We start from the raw sequence: 18,786 nt of genomic DNA on the forward strand, positions 1-18,786 counted from the left end.
GTGAGTTCAAGGCACTCAACGAGAATGATGTTCCGCCTGCGATGCCGGACTGGTCACCGGTTCGCAAGTTCGGTGGTTATGCCGCCTGGGGTGAACCGGAAGGTGCTGGTGCCCGTTCACTGCGTCGCACGGCCATTTCGACCTGTGGCTGCGCCAGTGATTGTGGTGTTCATGGTCATGACCATGCCGGTGCATGGACCTCGAAACTGCCGATCGCTGATCTCAAGGGTTTCTTCGGTGCCCTCGGCTGCTCTTGCTGGGCAGTCTGACACAACAAAAGGGCGGCCATGTGCCGCCCGATTTCCATTATTGCATATTTGACAATTAAATCTGAATTATTGATGCAATTGTTGTGGGTCAATTTCCCGGCCAATATCGCTCCATAGACAAACGCAACGCCGGTTCAAGGCGGTGACAACAGCAGGAGCAACCCATGATCAACCTCTCTTCCTCTTTCAGTCGACCGCGGGAGCTTCTTGCCGAAGTCATCACTGCGCCAGCTACCCGTACTGCCGCCCTACTTGCCCTATGTGCCGCCTATATTCAGGGGCCGCTGACCAAGATTTTTGATTTTCCCGGCGCAATTGCCGAGATGAACCATTTTGGCTTGGCACCGGCGCCATTGTTTGCCGTCGGCGTCATCATTTTTGAACTTACCGCATCCGCCATGGTTGTGTCCGGTCGTTTGCGCTGGGCTGGCGCATTGGCTCTGTCGGTGTTTACACTTCTCGCAACCTTCATTGCTCTGCGTTTCTGGGAAATGGCACCTGGCATGGATCGCATGATGGCTACCAATGCCTTCTTCGAACATCTCGGCCTCGCCGGTGCATTCATCATTGTTGCAGCAATTGATCTTACCGAAGGAGTGGGCAAATGAGCGACGTAAAATCCTCCGGGGGCAGCTTCGCCCCACTCGCTCAACCGGTTTTTGCAGTCCTCTGGGCGGCCACGGTTCTCGGCAACACCGGCAGTTTCATGCGTGATGTTGCCAGCTCTTGGTTGATGACGGATTTGTCCGCATCACCTGCTGCCGTTGCCATGGTTCAGGCGGCCGGCACGCTGCCGATCTTTCTTCTGGCCATTCCGGCCGGTGTGCTGACCGACATTCTGGATCGTCGCAAGTTCCTGATTGGCGTCCAGCTTCTACTGGCCTCCGTCAGTATCAGTCTGATGGTTCTGGCGCAGACAGGCATGTTGTCCGTCAGTGCGTTGATCGGTCTTACCTTCCTGGGTGGCGTCGGTGCTGCATTGATGGGACCAACATGGCAGGCCATCGTGCCGGAATTGGTCAAACGTGAAGACGTCAAAAGTGCTGTGGCCCTCAACTCGCTTGGCATCAACATTGCCCGTTCAATCGGCCCAGCCGCAGGCGGTCTGTTGCTTGCTGCCTTTGGTGCGGGCATCACCTATGGTGCGGATGTTGCCAGCTATATCATCGTGATCGCTGCGCTGGTCTGGTGGCCGCGCGCGAAGAATGCCAACGACGCCCTGCAGGAAAACTTTTTCGGCGCGTTCCGCGCGGGTCTGCGTTACACTAGGGCAAGCCGTCCACTGCATATCGTTCTGGCGCGCGCTGCAATCTTCTTTGCTTTTGCCAGTGCGGTCTGGGCTTTGCTTCCGCTGGTTGCCCGGCAGTTGCTGGGTGGCGACGCAAGCTTCTACGGTATTCTGCTGGGTGCAGTTGGTGCCGGTGCAATCGGTGGCGCTCTGGTCATGCCAAAGCTGCGGGAACGCCTGAGTGCTGATGGACTTTTGCTGGGTGCAGCCGTCACAACAGCCTTTGTTATGGCCGTGCTGTCTCTTGCTCCACCAAAGTTTGTAGCGATTATCGTTCTGCTGTTCCTCGGTGGCGCATGGATTACCGCACTGACCACGCTGAATGGTGCCGCACAGGCCGTGTTGCCAAACTGGGTTCGTGGTCGTGGTCTTGCCGTTTACCTGACTGTGTTCAACGGTGCGATGACGGCTGGTAGTCTTGGCTGGGGTGCGGTTGGTTCGGCTGTTGGTATCCAAACCACCTTGTTGATTGGTGCTGCCGGATTGCTGGTTGTCGGTCTGATCATGCACCGTATCAAGCTGCCAACAGGTGAAGCCGATCTGGTTCCTTCGAACCACTGGCCAGAACCACTCGTGGCAGAACCTGTTGCTCATGACCGTGGCCCTGTTCTGATCCTGATCGAATACCATGTTGAAAAACAGCACCGCCGGGCTTTCCTCAAGGCACTCGACACGCTGTCCCAGGAACGCCGTCGTGATGGTGCCTATGGTTGGGGTGTGACGGAAGACTCCGCTGATCCGGAAAAGATGGTTGAATGGTTCATGGTGGAATCCTGGGCGGAACATCTTCGCCAGCACAAGCGGGTTTCCAATGCCGATGCCGACCTGCAGGGCAAGGTGATGGCCTACCACACAGGCCCGGAAAAGCCCGTGGTCAGGCACTTCCTGACGATCAACCAGCCCGGCCAAGCCTGATGACGATCAACAAAAATGAGAGGGGCGCCGGGCGCCCCTCTGTTACACCTTCTCCAGCGCCGTTTTCTGTTTTCCGAAAATCTCATCCGATGTCAGCAGGGGATTCTTGATGCCTTCGATATGGCTTTTTTCGCGGTTGAGACAATCAACGCCAAAATGGATGGTCAGCGTGATGTTTGGCAATCCCTTGTAATGATTGGCCTGTGGCAGGGCATGCGGTACGAAATCCATGGGCATGTCGGCAATCGCCATACCGCGCTGATGTTATCGACACGGTGCGGATTGAAAATTGTGGCGTTAGCGATGTGGCCTGTCCGGTTGCCTAATGCAGTGTCGTTGCACCGGTCGATGTGTGGCGTTTTGTTTCCGACTGCCGGGTGATGCGTGCCCGCAGGCTGAGAGGCAGCGGCGTCAGGATGACACCACAATTGCGCAGTGTCATGGCAAAGGTTTCTGCAGAAGCCGCGACCTTGAGCAGATCGGTTTTGGTACATAATTGCGTCAGGCAGACGCGGAATATCTGCTCATCCCAATGCTGTATGCCGCAGATGATCCCCAGCACCAGCACTTCATCCGGGCTAATGAAGCGCGATCCGGGCCGATAGGCGGTGAGGGGATTGATGGCACAGGCTTTGAGCGATGTCATGAAACGTTCAAGTGCGGCGGCTGCCTCCGCGCCAGCGGAGACGCCCAGTTCGTTCTGATAGAGGCACAAGGTGCCGAATAGGGACGGTGTGCCGCCATCACTGGCCGCTCCGGCCAGCAGCCGGTAGCCTTCGATTACAAGTCGCTCTGCCAGGCGGTTGAGATAATCCTCCGCTCTGGTTGCAGTGCCAACTGTAACATGTGCCATGACAGCTTTCCTGAATGAATGGCAGTTTTACCAGGGGCCGGCTTAAGGGATGTGCCGCAGCCACTCGTCGGTCGAGAATTTTTCTTCCGCCAGTTTTTCGGCAGCAGCATATTCCTCAGGCGAAATCTGCCCGACAGTTCCGCCATTCAATGACCGGAAGGTTTCGATCATCCGCGCCATGATCTCTTCGCGTGGCAAGCCTGTCTGGCTGCGCAGCGGATCGACACGTTTGTTGGCGCTGGTGGTTCCCTTGTCACTCAGCTTTTCCCGGCCAATGCGCAGCACCTTGACCATTTTGTCGGCGTCCATGTCATAAGCCATGGTGACGTGGTGCAGAACGGCGCCCGACGTGAAACGTTTCTGAGCCGCCCCGCCGATCTTGCCCTTGGAGCTGGAGATGTCGTTGAGCGGTTTGTAGAACGCATCGATGCCGAGCGAATTCAGCGCCTTCAACACCCAGTCATCAAGGAATGCGTAGGAATCTGCAAAGCTCATGTCGCGCACCAGCTCTGCAGGCGCGTAAAGCGAATAGGTTACGGTTGTGCCGGGTTCGACAAACATCGCACCACCACCGGTAATGCGACGCACCGTTTCAACACCCAGTTCGGTGGCTGCGTCCATATCCACTTCATTGCGCAGCGACTGGAAGCCGCCAATGATGATGGCGGGGCGTTCCCATTCCCAGAAACGCAGGCAGGGTGCGCGCCGACCGGCCGCAACTTCCTTTGCCAGAACCTCATCAAGGGCGAGGTGCATGGCAGGGGCCAGCGCAGGCGCCTCGATGATCTGCCATTCGTAGTCGCGCCATGTGCCCGTAACACCCAATGCACGGCGCACGGCAATTGCCACAGCTTCCGCACTGAAGCCGATCATTTCTGCGCCGGGCCGCAAACCGGTTCTGACCGCTGCAATGATGTCTTCGACGCAGGAAGAAACAGACAGGCCTTCCAGCGCGGTGCGAATGTCGTCCAAAGCTTCTGCCGGTTCAAGGAAGAAATCGCCGGACACCTGCACATTCGCCAAACGACCGTCGACATCATCCAGATCTACAACAACGAGCTTTCCGCCCTGAACCTTGTATTCACCATGCATGTTTTATTCCAATCACGAGAGCATAAGCCTGATCGCTTCAATCAGGGAAACGATACCAGATCACCATATAGCGACCGTAGCTTGGCCTTTACAGCGTCCGAGTTGCGATAGATTTCGATAAATTGACGCAGGTCCTTGTCGTCTTTCATGTCCGGACGAGTGACGAATTGAAACGCGTAGATCGGATCATTTTCAAAAATCAGGCCAGAGGCCGGATCAAGGCCTGCCAGCTTGGCAAATGTCGGATATGTTGCGGCGGCATCGACCTCATCAAGCGTACGGGCGATCTGCGGACCATCGAGCTGCACGATGTCGAGCGGCTTGCGCCAGGTCAGCACGTCTTCCAGAGTGGCGCGGTGGCCAACATCCGGCTTCAATTCAATAAGGCCTGCCTGCTCCAGCAGTCGAAGCGAACGTGCCGTGTTGACGGCATCACCGGAAAAGACGATGCGGGCATTGTCAGGCAGATCCTGCAAGGTCTTGTACTTCTTTGAATACAGGCCGAACGGTGTGCTGAAAGCAGGGGCTATCGCAACGAGGTCGTGTCCGGTGTTGCTGTTGGAAAACTCCAGAAACGGAATGTGCTGAAACAGGTTGGCATCCACTTCACGGTCGGCGACGGCCCTGTTCGGCGTGCTCCAGTCGCTGAATTCGATAAGCTCGACCTTCAGTCCCAATGCCTCGGCTTCCTTTGCGGCAATTTCAGCAGCCTGGTTGGAAATGCTTGTTGCCATGGCAATGCGCAGCGTCTTCTGGTCTTGCGCAGTGGCACTGGTGAACGTGCACAGGCAGGCAACAAATGCCGCGATGATGCCGGCAGCCATGCGGTTCGAGATCATGGCTGGCCAGCAAACAGCCGTTAAAGGGTTACGAACATGCATAGCAGCAACTTTCGATTTGGCAGTGCGTTCAACGCAGGTATCTGATTTGATCTCGGCCTATATAACATGATATTTTACGTCAATATTATAAATGCTGTATGTCGGCAAAACAGCCGTGTTGCCGCGCTCAATTGCCCTCATTACGGCTCTTAAAACGCGCCCTGGCTTTGACAACGCTGCGGTGGCAATTTTTGCCAGGCAGGCCCGGTGGTCTGGCAGATACCAAAACGGTGATCACCATGCTGTTTGCCGACTTAATCTCCGACCCCAGCAAAAGCAATCTGGCAAATACATGAGTTTGGTAATCAGGTCTTTCGAGGCAAATTTTCAGTGTTTCGAAGATGGTTGATCCACAATGGCTGGCAGTAACGTTCTAGAAATTTCGAGATTGAAATGTGCAACGGACTGGTAAGTTCGCCTGCTTTTTTTTGAATGCGGCAACAATTCACAAGTTGAACCAAGAAAACCGGGTTCAATTCACCTTTTTGTGAAGATACTCGCCATGAGTGAAACGGGGCGGTAATTATTTTGCTGTATCCGGATATTCATACTCAGCCTATGGGGTGCATTTGCCCTCGAATTGAGGTTGGTGATTATATCAAGGGTTGTCATTTTCCGGAGTGGGGGCCGGGGGCTGGTAACTGCGTGTTAGGCGAAAAGCGCAGATGTGTATTGTATTGGAAAGGCTGTTGACCGTCCTTTGTCAGGTTAAACATGCTTAGGATCGTGTCCATTGATGAAAAGCGGCTGGAAGCAGCCGCCGAACTTCTTGCCAGAGGCTTTCCTGAAAAGGGGCAAGGGTTCTGGATCAGAGGGCTTTCCCGTCTGTATGCCTATTCGCGCGCCCATGATTTTTCCTCTGTCGGCAGCTTGTTGATCGCCAAGGAAGAACCGGTCGGCGTTCTTCTGAAAATCCCCAGCTATCATATGATAACCGGCCAGAAGCTGCTCAACCTATCGAGTTGGTATGTCGATGCCAAATACCGTTGGTTTGCACCGCGCATGTTGCAGCAGGCGATGGCCGACAACACGGTTGTCTATACGGATTTTTCGCCGTCCGAAAATGCCGCCAAGCTGAACCAGCAACTGGGCTTTCGCACCTTTACCGCACGCCATCTGCTGTTTGCGCTTCCATATACTGCTCTGGTTGGTCGCAATACCGGTTCGGTTCTCGAAATTGATCAGGTGCCAAAAGGCGGGCTTTCCGAATGCGAGTTGGACAGCATCAAGCTGCATGTTGAGTTTGGTTGCCTGGCGTTGGCGGTCAAGCAGGATGGCATTTATCATCCGGTAGTGTTTGACGTGGTGTCTAAGCGGAAAATTCCGCTGGCGCAGGTTCTCTATGCCGGAAACGCCGAGACGGTGATCGCCAATATGCGTCCGATTTCAAGGTTTCTTTTGAAGCGCGGTGTGCCGTTGCTCAGCCTCGTTGTGCCTGCGGACAGCAAGGTCCAACATGCCATCAAGCCGTGGCCGGAGCGGGCCTACCAGATAAAAGGCGCGTGGCAAGACGAGGCCATCAATGAGATGTTTTCGGAGCGCGTGTTTCTTAATGTTTGAGAAGAACCGACTATCCAAAGGAGACGATGCATGCTGAGTGAGAGGCAAATGCAAGAGGATGTTTCAGGTGTTGTGCACGCCTATCTTGAAGGGCGTTTCCCAAATCTTGTTCCATTGAGCCCGACAACGCCCCTGCTAGAAGGCGCTATCGACTCTCTCGGTTTTCTGGAGTTGATCATGTTCCTGTCGGAACGTTTCGGCATCTCGATCGATGACGAGAATTTCGATTTTCAGGATTTGGCGACACCTTCGGGCGTTACGGCATTTGTTGAACGGATGACCCGGTGACGTCACAGGCTGTCCTTCTGCACGACCTGCTTGCTCCGCATACTTCGAGTGACAAAGTCGCGATCATTGCTGGTGATCGTCGTGTCACGTACCGGGAGATGGGCGATCTGGTGGCCAGATATGCCGGTGCGCTGGTTGCGGGCGGTCTTTTACGCAGGGACAGGGTTGCTTTATTTTTGCCGCGTGGCATTGAGGAAAGTGTTGCGATCTTTGCAACAAGCCGCGCATCCGGAGTTTTTGTGCCTGTCAATCCGCTGTTGCGTGGACAACAGGTTAGCCACATCGTCAGGGATTGTGGCGCCCGCTTCGTGGTGACCAACAAGGCGTTGGCCGAGATGGTGACCGAAGCCCTGGCTGACCTGCCTGATGTGACAATTCTGTTTGTTGAAGATATGGGCGACGCGCAGGCACTTGCGACCCCATCCGGCAATATTGGCGAGGATCTTGCCGCCATTCTCTATACGTCAGGGTCGACCGGCAAACCAAAAGGCGTGATGCTGTCGCATCGCAATCTCCTTGCGGGAACCCGGATCGTTCGCACCTATCTGGGCATTACAGACAAGGATCGTATCATGTCCATCTTGCCGTTCAGTTTCGATTATGGCCTCAACCAGTTGCTGACATCTGTTGAACAGGCCGCGACCATCGTCATCTTGAATTTTCGCTTTGGCGACGAAATCACGCGCGCGCTGCGCGATCACGAGATTACCGGTCTGGCCGGCGTGCCGACCGTCTGGGCAATCCTGACCAAGGCGTCGCCGCTACTGGCAAAAACCGAATTGCCGCATCTGCGTTACATCACCAATTCAGGCGGCTCCGTGCCGACCAGCACTGTGACGGCGCTTCGCAGCCTGTTGCCGCAAACGCAGGTCTTCCTGATGTATGGTTTGACCGAGGCGTTTCGTTCGACATTTCTTCCGCCGGAGGAACTGGACCGTCGTCCGGGTTCGATCGGCAAGGCAATTCCCGAATGCGAGATCTTTATCGTAACCGCTGCAGGAACCCGTGCCAAACCGGGAGAGCCCGGCATTCTTGTCCACCGGGGACCAACGGTGTCTCTCGGTTACTGGAACCGCCCGGAGGAAACGGCAAAGGTGCTTAGACAACACCCGTTCCACGATGCGCAAACCGGCGGTGAGATTGTCTGTTATTCCGGCGATCTGGCGGTTCAGGATGACGAGGGCTTTTTCAGTTTCATCGGTCGCAACGATGCGATGATCAAATCGTCGGGATATCGCATCAGCCCTTCGGAAGTCGAAGAAGCCGTGATGGCGACTGGCCATTTCAGGCAGGTTGCGGTCATTGGGCTGCCGGACGAACTGGCGGGCCAGAAGGTCCATGCGCTTGCTGTTGCCGGGGCAAGTGATGTGGACCAGGCCGCTGTGCTGCGCAGCGTGGCTGCAAGTCTGGCGTCCTATATGGTGCCACGTGCAATCGAAGTCGTTGACGAATTGCCGGTCACGCCCAATGGCAAGGTCGATTATCAGAGACTGGTCCGCGAGAGGGTATCGTCATGAGTGCAACGGATCGTCCAAAGCCGTTGCATGGGTATGAGCTTGCTGCGTCGATTTTTTCCACCCGTGGTGCGGATTTGCTGGTTGGTGATGTTGCCGTTTCCAAGATCGTCGCCAAGACCGGTACGCCAGCCTACATCTATGATGCCTCGGTCATGCGCAGCACCTACCGCAGACTGGCTATCGCGCTCGACGGTTTTGCGTCCATTCATTATTCGGTGAAAGCCAATCCACATCCGCAGATCATCCGTGTTTTCGTGGAAGAGGGGGCCGGTGTCGAAATCGCGTCGGTGGGCGAATATCGCGCCGCGCTTGCCGCTGGTGCCGACCCGCAAAGTATTCTGTTTGCAGGGCCGGGAAAACGCATGCGCGAGTTGGAAGAGGTTCTGTCCGGCGGCATTGGTGAAATTCATCTTGAAAGTTTCGAGGAGATCGAACGTCTCCGCACAATCGGCAAGCCGGTGCGTTGTTCACTGCGCATCAACCCGGTGCCGACTGTGCAGGCCGGTGCCATGCGTATGGGTGGCAAGCCAACGGCATTCGGATTTGATGAAGAAAATCTTCAGGCCGTCCTTAGTGCCGTTGCCAAGGTCAAAAACATCGAGTTGGTCGGTGTACATGTCTATGGCGGCACGCAAATTCTTGATGAGGCGGCACTTCTGGAGCAGTGGCGTCATGCCATTGGCCTTGCATCACGAATTGCTGCGCAAATCGGCAGACCGCTAGAAACCATCGATCTTGGCGGTGGGCTCGGCATTCCCTATCACGCCGGGGATAAATCGCTTGATCTTGATATTGTTGCCGCCGAGGTTCCAGCACTGATCAAGCTGATGAAAGACGATCCATTGTTGTCGTCCGCCAAGGCGATTGTGGAGCCGGGCCGTTTTCTGGTTGGCCCGTCGGGGATTTATGTCGCTGAGGTCAATTCGGTCAAACTGTCGCGCGGAACGCATTTCGTCATCACCGATGGCGGCATGCATCATCATCTGGCAGCCTCCGGTAATCTCGGGCAGGTGATCAAGCGCAGTTACCCTGTTGTGGCACCCGCCAAAATGAATGAAGAGAAATCGCACCCCGTCACGGTGGCCGGGCCGCTGTGCACGCCGCTTGATATTCTGGCACGTGACATACTGATGTCGGAACTGACTGCGGGCGATTATGTCGCCGTGCTGCAATCCGGCGCCTATGGGATTACCGCCAGCCCGATCAACTTCCTGTCGCATGATCGTCCGTCGGAAGCGATTGTTGAAAATGGCCAGATTCATGTGCTGACCTCGCATGCCTGATACCTACCCGCTCTCTGTGCGCGGGCAGACAATTCCACAAAGAAAATGCGCGACCTCCAGTGGAAGCCGCGCATTTTATTTTGAGCAATCAAGCGATGATTTAGTCCTGGTCGCTCAATTCAGTTTTGGTTGCCGGTGCTGTTTTAATGGTGCTGGAAAGGCCGCCAGCCAGCAAGGCCTGGGTCGGGTCTGCGCCCTTGAAACCCGCCTGCGACAGGATTTCATCCAGGATTGGCTTCTGGGCGGTGAAGCTCAAAAGCTGGCCGGACAGATCATTCAGCGGATTGCCGCTGCTCTCACCGCCATTGCCGCCAAGTGCGTTGACCATGTTGCCGGCGCTGAAGATGCGAATGTCGGAAATCTTCTCAATCGGCTTCATGGCTTCAGCAAGCGCTTCCGGAATGATCTCGATACGGGCGCGTGACAGCTCGTACTCGATGATCTCGCTGGACAGGGCATTGCGGGCATCATTGCGGGCACGTTCGGCCTGCGCTTCAGCATCACCCAATGCAATCACACCCTCGGCGCGGATTTTGGCGGCCTGTGCCTCAGCGTCGGCGGCAATCTTTGCCGCAGCGGCAAGGTTTTCGGCGGCAGCGCGCTCGGCCTCTGCCTTGACGGTGATGGCCGTTGCGTCGCGTTCAGCAGCCTTGCGGGCATCAATCACGGCGATGCGCTTGGCACGTTCGGCAATTTCCACCTCTCGGGCGGTGACGACCTGTTCTTCCGCCGTGATCGCGGCGGCCTTGGCTTCGTCGGCCTTGGCACGGGCGGCTTGTTCTTCCTCGACTTTTTCGGCAACGGCAATTGCCGCTTCGATACGTGCCGTTTCGGTGATCTTGCGGGCTTCGGCTTCACGTTCGGCAATGCCGCGCTCTGCCTCGATGCGCGCTGTCTCCCGAGCCTGTCTTGCCTGCGCATCGCGCTCTGCAATGCCACGTTCGGTGTCCAGCTTGGCGGTTTCTTCGCTCAGGCGCGCAGCCTGCTCGGCCCTAGCGGCTTCAGCGCGGGTTTCTGCCGCCTTGTTGGAGATGTCGCGCTCCTGGCTCAATTCCGCGTCGCGCTGTTCGCGCTCAATGGTCAAGCGGCGCAGGGTCGCTTCACGGTCCTTGGTAGCGATTTCAACTTCGTTGTCACGGACAATCTGGTTGCGTTCGCGCTTGCGCTCTTCGGTGATTTTGGTCAGCGCCGTCAGACCTTCGGCATCAAAGGTGTTGTTCGGGTTGAAGTGCTTGATGTCGGTCTGGTCGAGGCGTGTCAGCGATACGGATTCAAGTTCGAGACCGTTTGACTGCAAGTCATGAGCAACGGCAGCCTGCACCGATTTGACGAATTCGGCGCGCTGTTCCTGCAGGTCGCGCAGTGACATGGTGGCTGCAACGGAACGCAGACCGTCAACGAACTTGGCTTCCACCAGTGCTTTCAGTGCATCAGCGTCATTGGTGCGATCACCCAGGGTCTGGGCGGCAAGTGCAATATTTTCCGCATCCGGCTTCACGCGGACGTAAAATTCGGCGGTGATGTCGGCACGCATGCGGTCCTTGGTGATCAGAGATTCATATTCCGATCTCTTCACTTCAAGGCGCAATGTGCTCAGCGAGACCCAGGAATAGGAGTGGAAGATCGGCAGGATGATCGAGCCACCGTCCAGTACCACTTTTTTACCGCCAAGACCGGTTCGGACATAGGCTTTGTCACGCGTCGAACGGGTATAGAGCGATGTCATGACAATGCCGATGACGACAATCGCTGCGATGATAACGCCGGCAATCAGGCTCAAAGAAAAGAAGTCCATCGTGTGTTAACCCCCATTTTGCCCATTATTGGACAAATCCAGTTCGGCCGGCGCCGGGATGGCTTCGAACAAGCCTTCGGAACCGTCGACAATTAAAATGTGTGCACCGGTTGCAATCGTGTAGCCCATTGCGGCTTTGGCGCGCAAGGCGTGGATGTTGTCGTAGCGGTCCTTGACCCTGACGGTGCCAGGATTTCCCTGATCAAGCGGACCGAGGGTGACTGTACCCACCAGCCCGATGAAGTCGGACTGGTGAAGAACATTCGTTTCATCGCGCGGAATGATTTTTGACAGGCCACGGCTGGCCCAGCGGGTTACCGGAATGGCAGCCGCCAGTGCGCCTGTTATGGCTGCGTAATCCGGCATGGGCCCGATGATCGTGGCGGACGATATTGCCTGTATGCCAAAACCCGCCACGGAAAAGGCGGCCAGCAGGATGATGACCAGAACGAGGATGGGCACGCCGCCGGCATTGAGCCAGGACATCCAGCTTCCGAGCAGACCCGAATGGGATTCTCCCGGCGCATGATAATCAAAACCGTCATCAAGCAGTGAAGAGACGGACGCTCCCAGCAGCATTGAAACAAGTTCCACTATTCCAAGCCCGGCAATGACCAGCAAGGCCAACCAGAATGCAGATGTGCCCGGTTGGATGATTGATCCCATCAGCGTTGCCCTTCACGAAATGCCTTGAGACGCGCATCAATGGCGTTTTGTCGTTGCAAGCGGCCAAGCTCTTCCACTTCGGCCGCGCCATTGGTCGGTTTCGACGGTGTGCCGGTCACCCGTTCGATGGCTCCGAGTGCATCCGCAAGGCGCTGGTCATTGCGCTGCGAAGGGGTGGTTTCCATTCTGGAGGCGGTCTGCGCCGCCTTCTTGGCATCTTCTACCCGCTTTTCGGCGTCGGCCTTGGCAGAGGCGATGCTGCGCAGGGTTGTTTCGGCCTCATTGATTTCGGCGGCATTTTCCATGATTGCCCGGCCAAGCGCCTCACGCTGCGCTTCCAGATCGATCTGCAGCCCGGTTGCGGCCCGTGCCAGATCTTCACGGCCGTTTTCCAGTCCAACCTTTATCTTCTCGTCCAGATCCTGGATCTCCTCATCCAGATCGGCGGCCTTGGCCTTCAATCGGTGACCGGCAGCAACCGCAACGCCGAGCGCTGCGCGCGCTTCTTCAGCGATCTTTGCAATTTCACGAACCGCCTGTTGGGCAACGGCAAGGGGATTGGTTGCCTCTGCAGTATCAACGGCGTTGTTGACAACACCTGCGATAACGCGCCCAAGCCGCGCAAGAATGCCTTCATTGTTCATGGAAGTCTCCTTGTTCCGTTGAAAGCCGGATTTTATCCCGGCGTGGATGGTCACTGTGTCGTCCTCAAATTTGAGGCGGGCTTCAGAAAAGTCGTTCCAGCCTTCCCGATAGCCCTGAACCGTGTAGGGAACGATGATCCGCCCGTTTATCGTGGCAATGCTTACGGTATCCGGCCCTTTGACAGAAAAGAGCTTGGCGTCGAGAGGAATGCTGTTGACGGGCCGCTGGGGACTTTGATGGCTGTGATCGCGCAGGGCAAGTGTCGCCATTCGCGACGGCAAGCCGGTTTGGGCCCGGATATTTTCATAGGCGGCAGAGTGCAGTGCGACCAGATTTGCGCCTTCGGTATGATCGAGAATTGTCATCGCGTCCTGATACGCGGACAATGTCTCCTTCAGTGAAGATTGGTCTTCTTCGTTCGCTCTGAGCACCAGAATGATGCGAGAAAGAAGCTTTGTAATCATGCAAAATATATAAAGCACTTCATTTGTGCTTTCAAGGTTGTGTTAGAAAAAACTTATACCTTAGCCTGTATGGTGCGAAGGTGGTCATTCGGTCGCACTCATTAACGTCGCGTTCCGTCGTCAAGCGAGAATTGGCGGCATGATCCCTTTGCTGGTTAGGTTCGAAGCCGTTTTCAGCCTCTTCAAAAGAAAATAGCGGGATTTCCCCCGTCGTCGCTCTTTGTCACATAACTGTTATGACGCGGGCATAGTGAGATCGCATCTTAATCAACCCTTGCGATCATATGACGTTCACTTCCGAGGCGGCTTCGGCTGCAGTTTCCACTGCTGGCCTCAGCTTTCAATATTCCCAGACGGCAATCCTTAAAGGCATTGACCTGTCATTGCCGCGCGGACGCACGCTTGCGCTGCTCGGGCCATCCGGCTGTGGCAAGACAACATTGCTGCGGCTGATTGCCGGCCTGCTGCAACCGACAGCCGGTACCGTTTCGATTGCTGGCACCGTGGTCGCTGATGCCGGGAAGTCGATTTTTGCACCGCCGGAAAAACGCAATCTCGGCATGGTGTTCCAGGATTATGCCCTGTGGCCGCACCTGACGGTTGGCGGCAATGTATCGTTTCCGCTGGAAATGCGCGGCATTGGCAAAGGCGAACGACAAAAGCGCACGCTTCGCGCGCTTGAGCGTGTTGGCCTTGCTGCTTTTGCGGACCGCCGTCCAAGCGATCTGTCCGGTGGCCAGCAGCAGCGTGTTGCCATTGCCCGCGCAATTGTCGCCGAACCACAACTGATATTGTTCGACGAGCCCCTTTCCAACCTTGACCGCGAATTGCGTGAAAACATGGTTGGCGAACTGGCGGAGCTGATTGCCTCGCTGCAACTGACGGCCGTTTACGTCACGCATGATCATGCTGAAGCGCTGACACTGGCCGACGAGGTTGCAGTGATGCGCAGCGGACATATTGAACAACTGGCCTCCCCAGATGCCTTGATTGGCAGCCCGGCAACACCTGAAGTTGCGGATTTTCTGCGGCTGGGTGGACTTGCTGATATCGAATGGAAAAATGGCAACTGGTTCCTGGCCGGTAGCAGCCATCAGATTGCGGATATGCCGCAACCATCCCGCAGCCGAGCGCGAATCCTGATCCCGACACGGGCCGTCTCGGTGGTCGAAAACAGCAACAATTTTCAGGGTGTGGTTCTCCGTTCTCAGTTCCGCGGTGATGGCCATCTGGCGGTTGTCGCACCGCATGGCCTGCCGGGCGTCGAGCTTCAACTTCTCAGTCAGGTCCGTTTCAGGCCGGGCGAAACAATTCCAATTTCTGTCGATGTCAGCCAGATCCACTGGTTCGATACCGATGATCAGATCACTCAAAAGGAGAGAGTTGTAACATGTTGAAATCCCTCAAGCACACGGCGTTCGGTGCACTGGCTGCCCTTCTTATGACAGGCACGGCCCATGCCGACATCACCGTTTATACGGCTGGTCCGCAGAACCTCATCGACAAGATGGCTGCTGGCTTTACCGCGCAGTCCGGTATCAAGGTCAACGTTTTTCAGGCAACGACCGGTAAGGTCATGGCGCGCATTGAAGCTGAGGCCGCAAACCCTGTTGTTGATGTCGTTATCTCCGCGTCCTGGGATACGGCAACCGATTTCGCAAAACGTGGCTGGCTGGTGTCCTACACAAGCCCGAACGCTGAAAAGGTTCCGGATTTCCTGAAGTCGGACACCGCTGTTGCACAGGGCGTTTCTGCTCTCGGTATCGCTTGGAACACCAAGAGCGGCACACCGAAGCCTGCCGAGTGGGCCGATCTGGCAAAGCCTGAGTTCAAGGACCTTGTGAACATTCCAGATCCTGCCCAGTCCGGATCGGCTTTCGAGCTAACCGGTGTTCTCGGCGCGCATGACGACTTCAAGGTGTTCAAGGACCTGCAGGCAAATGGCGCGATCATTGCCGGCGCCAACGCTGAAGCGCTCAACCCAGTTCTTCAGGGTGCAAAGGCTGCCGTTTTTGGCGCGGTTGACTACATCACCTATGGCAACAAGGCCAAGGGCGAAAGCATCGACGTTATCTTCCCAGCTTCCGGTACGGTTATTGCGCCGCGCCCGGCTATGATCCTCAACTGGTCCAAGAACCAGGACGAAGCCAAGAAATTCATCGACTACATGCTGTCGGACGAAGGTCAGAAGATGGTTGCTGCAACCTATCTGATGCCTGCTCGCGCCGACATTCCGGCTGACCGTCCGCTGATCAGCGACCTGAAGCTGCTCGATTACGATGCGTCGACCATCTACGGCAAGCGCGAAGAAACCCTGAAGAAAGTCTCCGATATCTTCGGAACGAACTGAGTATAAAAGAATGCGTGCAAAGGAAATTGGAGGCGCTGCGCCTGCTGCTTGGCTTGCCGCCTGTGGCCTCGTCATCGTTGTAGTCGTGCCCTTTGCCGCAATCGTTCTTCAGGCAATCTTTCCTCAACTCGGGCAGGGCTCCTTTGCGGAGCCCTTCTCTCGGCTTGCTGAAACGTTGGGGGACAGCAAACTTTTGGGCATGACCCGCAATACCCTTGTTCTGGGGCTGTGTGTGGTGCTGGCATCTGCCATTCTGGCGGTGCCGCTGGGCGTTGCCCGTGCACTGTACCGCATTCCATTCGCACGGGTGTGGGATATTCTGCTGCTCGTGCCTTTCATGATCCCTCCCTATATCGCCACACTCGGCTGGATTATGACCTTGCAGCCGCGTGGTTATTTGCAGCAGCTGCTCGGTTTTAACCTGTCGCAGTTTCTGTTCTCGCTGTTCGGCATGACCCTGGTCATGACCTTCAACACGTTCCCCGTCGTTTATTTTGCCGTGTCGCGCACGGTCGAGGCGGTCGGCGCCCGTTACGCTGATGTTGGACGGGTGTTTGGCGCAACGCCAAGGCGGGCATTCTGGCGCATTACGCTGCCTCTGTCTGCGCCCGGTCTGGCGGCCAGTTTGCTTCTTGTGTTCGCCGCCGCCATCGAGGAATATGGCACACCGGCCGCCTTGGGCAGCCGGGCCGGGTTTCCGGTTCTGGTAACGGGCATCGATACGCGGGTCAGTGACTGGCCGATTGATCTTCCCGGTGCCGCCATCCTGTCGCTGGTGCTGGTGACGCTGTCGCTGATGGCTTTCTTCGTTCAGCGCTGGATCCTGGCGCGCCGCTCCTATCAGACCGTAGTTGGAAAACCGCAAAATGGCGACAAGCGTGACTTGGGAGCGTTTAAAATTCCTGTCCTGGCAGCCTTCGGATGCGTGGCATTTCTGGCGACCGGTGTGCCGATGCTGGCCATTCTCGCCACATCACTGTCGCGGACGATTTCTGGCGGTCTTGCTATCGACAATGTCACACTGGCGAATTTTGCTGCCGTTTTCAGCAACAGCGCCGGTGCGCTGGGTGCCTTGGCAAACAGCCTGACGCTTGGCGTCGGGACTGCGATCATTACCGGCATCATTGGTGTTGTCTCGGCTTATACCGTTGTAAAGACCAGAATGCGCGGGCGTGTCCTGATCGATATCATGACGATCATTCCCAATGCTCTTCCGGGTATTGTGGTTGCTGTTGGTTTGATCATGGCCTGGAACATGCCCGGCCTGCCATTCACTCCCTATAACACCGCCTTGATCCTGCTTTTGGCCTATTGCTGCATTTTGTTGCCGCAGACGGCGCGTTATGCGACCGCGGCCTTTGTGCAGCTTGGCGATAATCTTGAAGCCGCAGCGCGCGTCTTCGGAGCAAGTGGACCGGTTGCCTTTCGCCGTATTCTGCTGCCGCTGGTGTTCCCCAGCGTTGCATCGGCGATGCTGCTGGTGTTCGCGCTTGCCTCGCGCGAACTGGTGGCTTCCGTGATTGTTGCACCCGTTGGAATGCAAACGATAGCCACTTTCATCTGGCGTCAGTTCGAGCAGGGCTCTGTTGGCATCGGCATGGCCATGGCCTTTGTGACCATCATCTTGACGACACTGCTGCCACTGCTGTTTCTTCAACTGCTGAAAAAAACCGGCTTCGTGGTCGATTGATTATGCCAGCGTAGGGCTGAATTGCTCAGCCCTGCTTTTGCCAATCGAATACCAATTCCTCGCGAAAGCCGAAACGGTTCAGATGGTCTGCAACGACTTTTTCAAGCTGTGGAAGTTTGTCTGCGCTAGCGGCCGTCACGGTTGTTGTTAGTGCCTCGTCCGTTGCTGCAAGGGAGACATGTTCACCTTCGCCAAAATCAATTTTCCCCTTCGACGGGTCAAAGGTGACGGTGAAACGATGGCCCCAATGTTTGCATAACTGCTGTAGGTAACGGCTGGCATTGAGCGTGGAAACAACTGCTGTGGAGCTTGTCATGACATGATCTTTCGCTTTTTGCATGTGGCGCTTGGAAGCGCAGCACTATTTTATAAGCGACAATTGTCGTCATTGCACGGTTCAGCATTGTCTGGTGCGTACACGAAAACGCGATCTGATCTGAATGCAGGGGAGTGACAGGAGGCCAATTGAGGCTTCTCCGCAACGGCTTTGAACCAAAACTCATCCCTCAATCAAATGTCGTAATTGAGACAGCAATTCGTCGTTTTCAGATCTGAAAATTTTTCGAGTTTGGAGGACATAGGCTGCCGTAATGGCTTATTTCGACAAGGGTCGCGAAGCCCCCTTCATGATTCCGGGATTGACCGCCGCACATATATTTTCCGTCGAAATTCTGGCCCAAAGCCAACCAGTCAGCTTCACTTTGAACTGCGCTCGCCAAGCGGGCCGAAAACAGCGCTTTGCCACGGCAAGTCGTTGATAAAAATATAGATCCCATTGGAATAAATCGGAATGTTCAGACAAATCATAGCGACCGCTTTGGCGCCGCTTCTCGGGCTGTTTATCTTGAGCGTCGGGAATGGCTTCCTGTCGTCCTATACCACCCTGCAGCTTGATGCTGCCGGTGCGTCCGCCACGATGATTGGCCTTATCTCATCTGCCTATTTTGTTGGTCTGACATTGGGGGCGATGTTCCATGACCGGCTGATCGTGCGGATCGGTCATATCAGGGCCTATAGCAGCTTTGCGTCGATCAGCGTTGTGTGTGTGCTGATGCAGGCCATGTTGTCTGATTGGGTCACATGGATGCTCAGCCGCCTGATTTATGGCTGGGCAACCGTTGGCGTGTTTCTGGTGATTGAAAGCTGGCTGCTGCTCACATCGGACAAGGCGGTCCGCGGCCGCCTTCTGGCCCTTTACATGATCTCCTATTACGGTGCCGGTGCCCTGGG

General features: G+C 55.9%; 18 protein-coding genes and 2 pseudogenes. 12 read left to right on the top strand and 8 right to left on the bottom strand.

Annotation, left to right across the window (positions count from 1 at the left end; all coding sequences use genetic code 11):
- The 3 genes and pseudogenes from RT613_RS06935 to RT613_RS06945 form a co-directional block, all read left to right on the top strand.
- A pseudogene (locus tag RT613_RS06935) lies at nt 1-269 on the top strand (amidohydrolase); the annotation flags it as partial.
- A 164-nt stretch (nt 270-433) separates the two neighbouring features.
- Complete coding sequence (locus RT613_RS06940; protein ID WP_313614062.1) at nt 434-877, top strand: DoxX family protein; 444 nt, start codon at nt 434-436, stop codon at nt 875-877.
- Nucleotides 874-2,472 carry an MFS transporter gene (locus RT613_RS06945; RefSeq protein ID WP_313614063.1) on the top strand — a complete coding sequence of 533 codons (1,599 nt, stop codon included), beginning with the start codon at nt 874-876 and terminating at the stop codon, nt 2,470-2,472. Before RT613_RS06940 ends, RT613_RS06945 begins: the two co-directional genes overlap by 4 nt.
- Nucleotides 2,473-2,514: 42 nt before the next feature.
- Here RT613_RS06945 and RT613_RS06950 read toward each other — a convergent pair whose 3' ends face one another.
- The 4 genes from RT613_RS06950 to RT613_RS06965 all read right to left on the bottom strand — a co-directional run bounded on the left by RT613_RS06950 (nt 2,515) and on the right by RT613_RS06965 (nt 5,256).
- On the bottom strand, nt 2,515-2,709 hold the full coding sequence (locus RT613_RS06950; RefSeq protein ID WP_313614064.1) for a hypothetical protein: 195 nt from the start codon (nt 2,707-2,709) through the stop codon (nt 2,515-2,517).
- Between the two features lie 85 nt (nt 2,710-2,794).
- Nucleotides 2,795-3,325, bottom strand: coding sequence for a hypothetical protein (locus tag RT613_RS06955; RefSeq protein WP_313614065.1), 531 nt, complete (start codon nt 3,323-3,325; stop codon nt 2,795-2,797).
- 42 nt (nt 3,326-3,367) lie between these two features.
- Nucleotides 3,368-4,417 carry a biotin/lipoate A/B protein ligase family protein gene (locus tag RT613_RS06960; protein ID WP_313614066.1) on the bottom strand — a complete coding sequence of 350 codons (1,050 nt, stop codon included), beginning with the start codon at nt 4,415-4,417 and terminating at the stop codon, nt 3,368-3,370.
- A 41-nt stretch (nt 4,418-4,458) separates the two neighbouring features.
- Nucleotides 4,459-5,256: a MetQ/NlpA family ABC transporter substrate-binding protein gene (locus tag RT613_RS06965; RefSeq protein WP_313614067.1), complete on the bottom strand. Its 798-nt coding sequence runs from the start codon at nt 5,254-5,256 to the stop codon at nt 4,459-4,461.
- A gap of 756 nt (nt 5,257-6,012) precedes the next feature.
- Between RT613_RS06965 and RT613_RS06970 the strand changes: the two genes are divergently transcribed.
- The 4 genes from RT613_RS06970 to RT613_RS06985 are packed head-to-tail and all read left to right on the top strand — an operon-like array spanning nt 6,013 to nt 9,946.
- On the top strand, nt 6,013-6,858 hold the full coding sequence (locus RT613_RS06970) for a hypothetical protein (protein ID WP_313614068.1): 846 nt from the start codon (nt 6,013-6,015) through the stop codon (nt 6,856-6,858).
- Nucleotides 6,859-6,906: 48 nt separating this feature from the next.
- Nucleotides 6,907-7,146 carry an acyl carrier protein gene (locus RT613_RS06975; RefSeq protein WP_313614069.1) on the top strand — a complete coding sequence of 80 codons (240 nt, stop codon included), beginning with the start codon at nt 6,907-6,909 and terminating at the stop codon, nt 7,144-7,146.
- Nucleotides 7,143-8,663, top strand: a complete 1,521-nt coding sequence (locus RT613_RS06980) for an AMP-binding protein (protein ID WP_409558779.1) — start codon at nt 7,143-7,145, stop codon at nt 8,661-8,663. Before RT613_RS06975 ends, RT613_RS06980 begins: the two co-directional genes overlap by 4 nt.
- Nucleotides 8,660-9,946, top strand: coding sequence for a type III PLP-dependent enzyme (locus RT613_RS06985; protein ID WP_313614070.1), 1,287 nt, complete (start codon nt 8,660-8,662; stop codon nt 9,944-9,946). The genes RT613_RS06980 and RT613_RS06985 overlap by 4 nt, the downstream gene beginning before the upstream one ends.
- A gap of 100 nt (nt 9,947-10,046) precedes the next feature.
- Here RT613_RS06985 and RT613_RS06990 read toward each other — a convergent pair whose 3' ends face one another.
- Genes RT613_RS06990 through RT613_RS07000 form a run of 3 tightly spaced genes read right to left on the bottom strand, consistent with a single transcriptional unit; the run spans nt 10,047 to nt 13,516 of the window.
- On the bottom strand, nt 10,047-11,741 hold the full coding sequence (locus RT613_RS06990) for a flotillin domain-containing protein (protein ID WP_313614072.1): 1,695 nt from the start codon (nt 11,739-11,741) through the stop codon (nt 10,047-10,049).
- A 6-nt stretch (nt 11,742-11,747) separates the two neighbouring features.
- Nucleotides 11,748-12,407 carry an OB-fold-containig protein gene (locus RT613_RS06995; RefSeq protein ID WP_313614074.1) on the bottom strand — a complete coding sequence of 220 codons (660 nt, stop codon included), beginning with the start codon at nt 12,405-12,407 and terminating at the stop codon, nt 11,748-11,750.
- A complete protein-coding gene (locus RT613_RS07000; protein ID WP_313614076.1) occupies nt 12,407-13,516 on the bottom strand; it encodes a PspA/IM30 family protein in 1,110 nt (369 codons plus the stop codon). The genes RT613_RS06995 and RT613_RS07000 overlap by 1 nt, the downstream gene beginning before the upstream one ends.
- Before the next feature lie 284 nt (nt 13,517-13,800).
- Between RT613_RS07000 and RT613_RS07005 the strand changes: the two genes are divergently transcribed.
- From RT613_RS07005 to RT613_RS07015, 3 genes are read left to right on the top strand one after another with little or no spacing between them, the layout of a single operon-like run.
- Nucleotides 13,801-14,913 carry an ABC transporter ATP-binding protein gene (locus tag RT613_RS07005; protein ID WP_313614078.1) on the top strand — a complete coding sequence of 371 codons (1,113 nt, stop codon included), beginning with the start codon at nt 13,801-13,803 and terminating at the stop codon, nt 14,911-14,913.
- Nucleotides 14,907-15,866, top strand: coding sequence for an ABC transporter substrate-binding protein (locus RT613_RS07010; protein ID WP_313614079.1), 960 nt, complete (start codon nt 14,907-14,909; stop codon nt 15,864-15,866). The genes RT613_RS07005 and RT613_RS07010 overlap by 7 nt, the downstream gene beginning before the upstream one ends.
- Before the next feature lie 10 nt (nt 15,867-15,876).
- Nucleotides 15,877-17,556 (top strand): iron ABC transporter permease, encoded by a 1,680-nt coding sequence (locus RT613_RS07015; protein ID WP_313614080.1) that lies wholly within the window; start codon nt 15,877-15,879, stop codon nt 17,554-17,556.
- Nucleotides 17,557-17,581: 25 nt separating this feature from the next.
- On the opposite strand, the gene RT613_RS07020 is transcribed toward RT613_RS07015, so the two are convergent.
- Nucleotides 17,582-17,872, bottom strand: coding sequence for a DUF2218 domain-containing protein (locus RT613_RS07020; RefSeq protein WP_313614315.1), 291 nt, complete (start codon nt 17,870-17,872; stop codon nt 17,582-17,584).
- Between the two features lie 274 nt (nt 17,873-18,146).
- On the opposite strand from RT613_RS07020, the gene RT613_RS07025 reads away from it, so the two are divergent.
- Both RT613_RS07025 and RT613_RS07030 read left to right on the top strand, forming a co-directional pair.
- On the top strand, nt 18,147-18,314 hold the full coding sequence (locus RT613_RS07025) for a hypothetical protein (RefSeq protein WP_313614081.1): 168 nt from the start codon (nt 18,147-18,149) through the stop codon (nt 18,312-18,314).
- 32 nt (nt 18,315-18,346) lie between these two features.
- A pseudogene (locus RT613_RS07030) lies at nt 18,347-18,786 on the top strand (MFS transporter); the annotation flags it as partial.

This window comes from Agrobacterium sp. (assembly GCF_032092815.1).
GTDB lineage: Bacteria > Pseudomonadota > Alphaproteobacteria > Rhizobiales > Rhizobiaceae > Agrobacterium.

Excerpts from the sequence above, each read along its gene's own strand:
- RT613_RS07015 (WP_313614080.1), top strand. The coding sequence starts at position 15,877 with ATGCGTGCAAAGGAAATTGGAGGCGCTGCGCCTGCTGCTTGGCTTGCC.
- RT613_RS07010 (WP_313614079.1), top strand. The coding sequence starts at position 14,907 with ATGTTGAAATCCCTCAAGCACACGGCGTTCGGTGCACTGGCTGCCCTT.
- RT613_RS06950 (WP_313614064.1), bottom strand. The coding sequence starts at position 2,709 with ATGCCCATGGATTTCGTACCGCATGCCCTGCCACAGGCCAATCATTAC.
- RT613_RS06975 (WP_313614069.1), top strand. The coding sequence starts at position 6,907 with ATGCAAGAGGATGTTTCAGGTGTTGTGCACGCCTATCTTGAAGGGCGT.
- RT613_RS06970 (WP_313614068.1), top strand. The coding sequence starts at position 6,013 with ATGCTTAGGATCGTGTCCATTGATGAAAAGCGGCTGGAAGCAGCCGCC.
- RT613_RS06985 (WP_313614070.1), top strand. The coding sequence starts at position 8,660 with ATGAGTGCAACGGATCGTCCAAAGCCGTTGCATGGGTATGAGCTTGCT.
- RT613_RS06995 (WP_313614074.1), bottom strand. The coding sequence starts at position 12,407 with ATGGGATCAATCATCCAACCGGGCACATCTGCATTCTGGTTGGCCTTG.
- RT613_RS07005 (WP_313614078.1), top strand. The coding sequence starts at position 13,801 with ATGACGTTCACTTCCGAGGCGGCTTCGGCTGCAGTTTCCACTGCTGGC.
- RT613_RS06945 (WP_313614063.1), top strand. The coding sequence starts at position 874 with ATGAGCGACGTAAAATCCTCCGGGGGCAGCTTCGCCCCACTCGCTCAA.
- RT613_RS07020 (WP_313614315.1), bottom strand. The coding sequence starts at position 17,872 with ATGACAAGCTCCACAGCAGTTGTTTCCACGCTCAATGCCAGCCGTTAC.
- RT613_RS06960 (WP_313614066.1), bottom strand. The coding sequence starts at position 4,417 with ATGCATGGTGAATACAAGGTTCAGGGCGGAAAGCTCGTTGTTGTAGAT.
- RT613_RS07000 (WP_313614076.1), bottom strand. The coding sequence starts at position 13,516 with ATGATTACAAAGCTTCTTTCTCGCATCATTCTGGTGCTCAGAGCGAAC.
- RT613_RS07025 (WP_313614081.1), top strand. The coding sequence starts at position 18,147 with ATGGCTTATTTCGACAAGGGTCGCGAAGCCCCCTTCATGATTCCGGGA.
- RT613_RS06965 (WP_313614067.1), bottom strand. The coding sequence starts at position 5,256 with ATGATCTCGAACCGCATGGCTGCCGGCATCATCGCGGCATTTGTTGCC.
- RT613_RS06940 (WP_313614062.1), top strand. The coding sequence starts at position 434 with ATGATCAACCTCTCTTCCTCTTTCAGTCGACCGCGGGAGCTTCTTGCC.
- RT613_RS06990 (WP_313614072.1), bottom strand. The coding sequence starts at position 11,741 with ATGGACTTCTTTTCTTTGAGCCTGATTGCCGGCGTTATCATCGCAGCG.
- RT613_RS06955 (WP_313614065.1), bottom strand. The coding sequence starts at position 3,325 with ATGGCACATGTTACAGTTGGCACTGCAACCAGAGCGGAGGATTATCTC.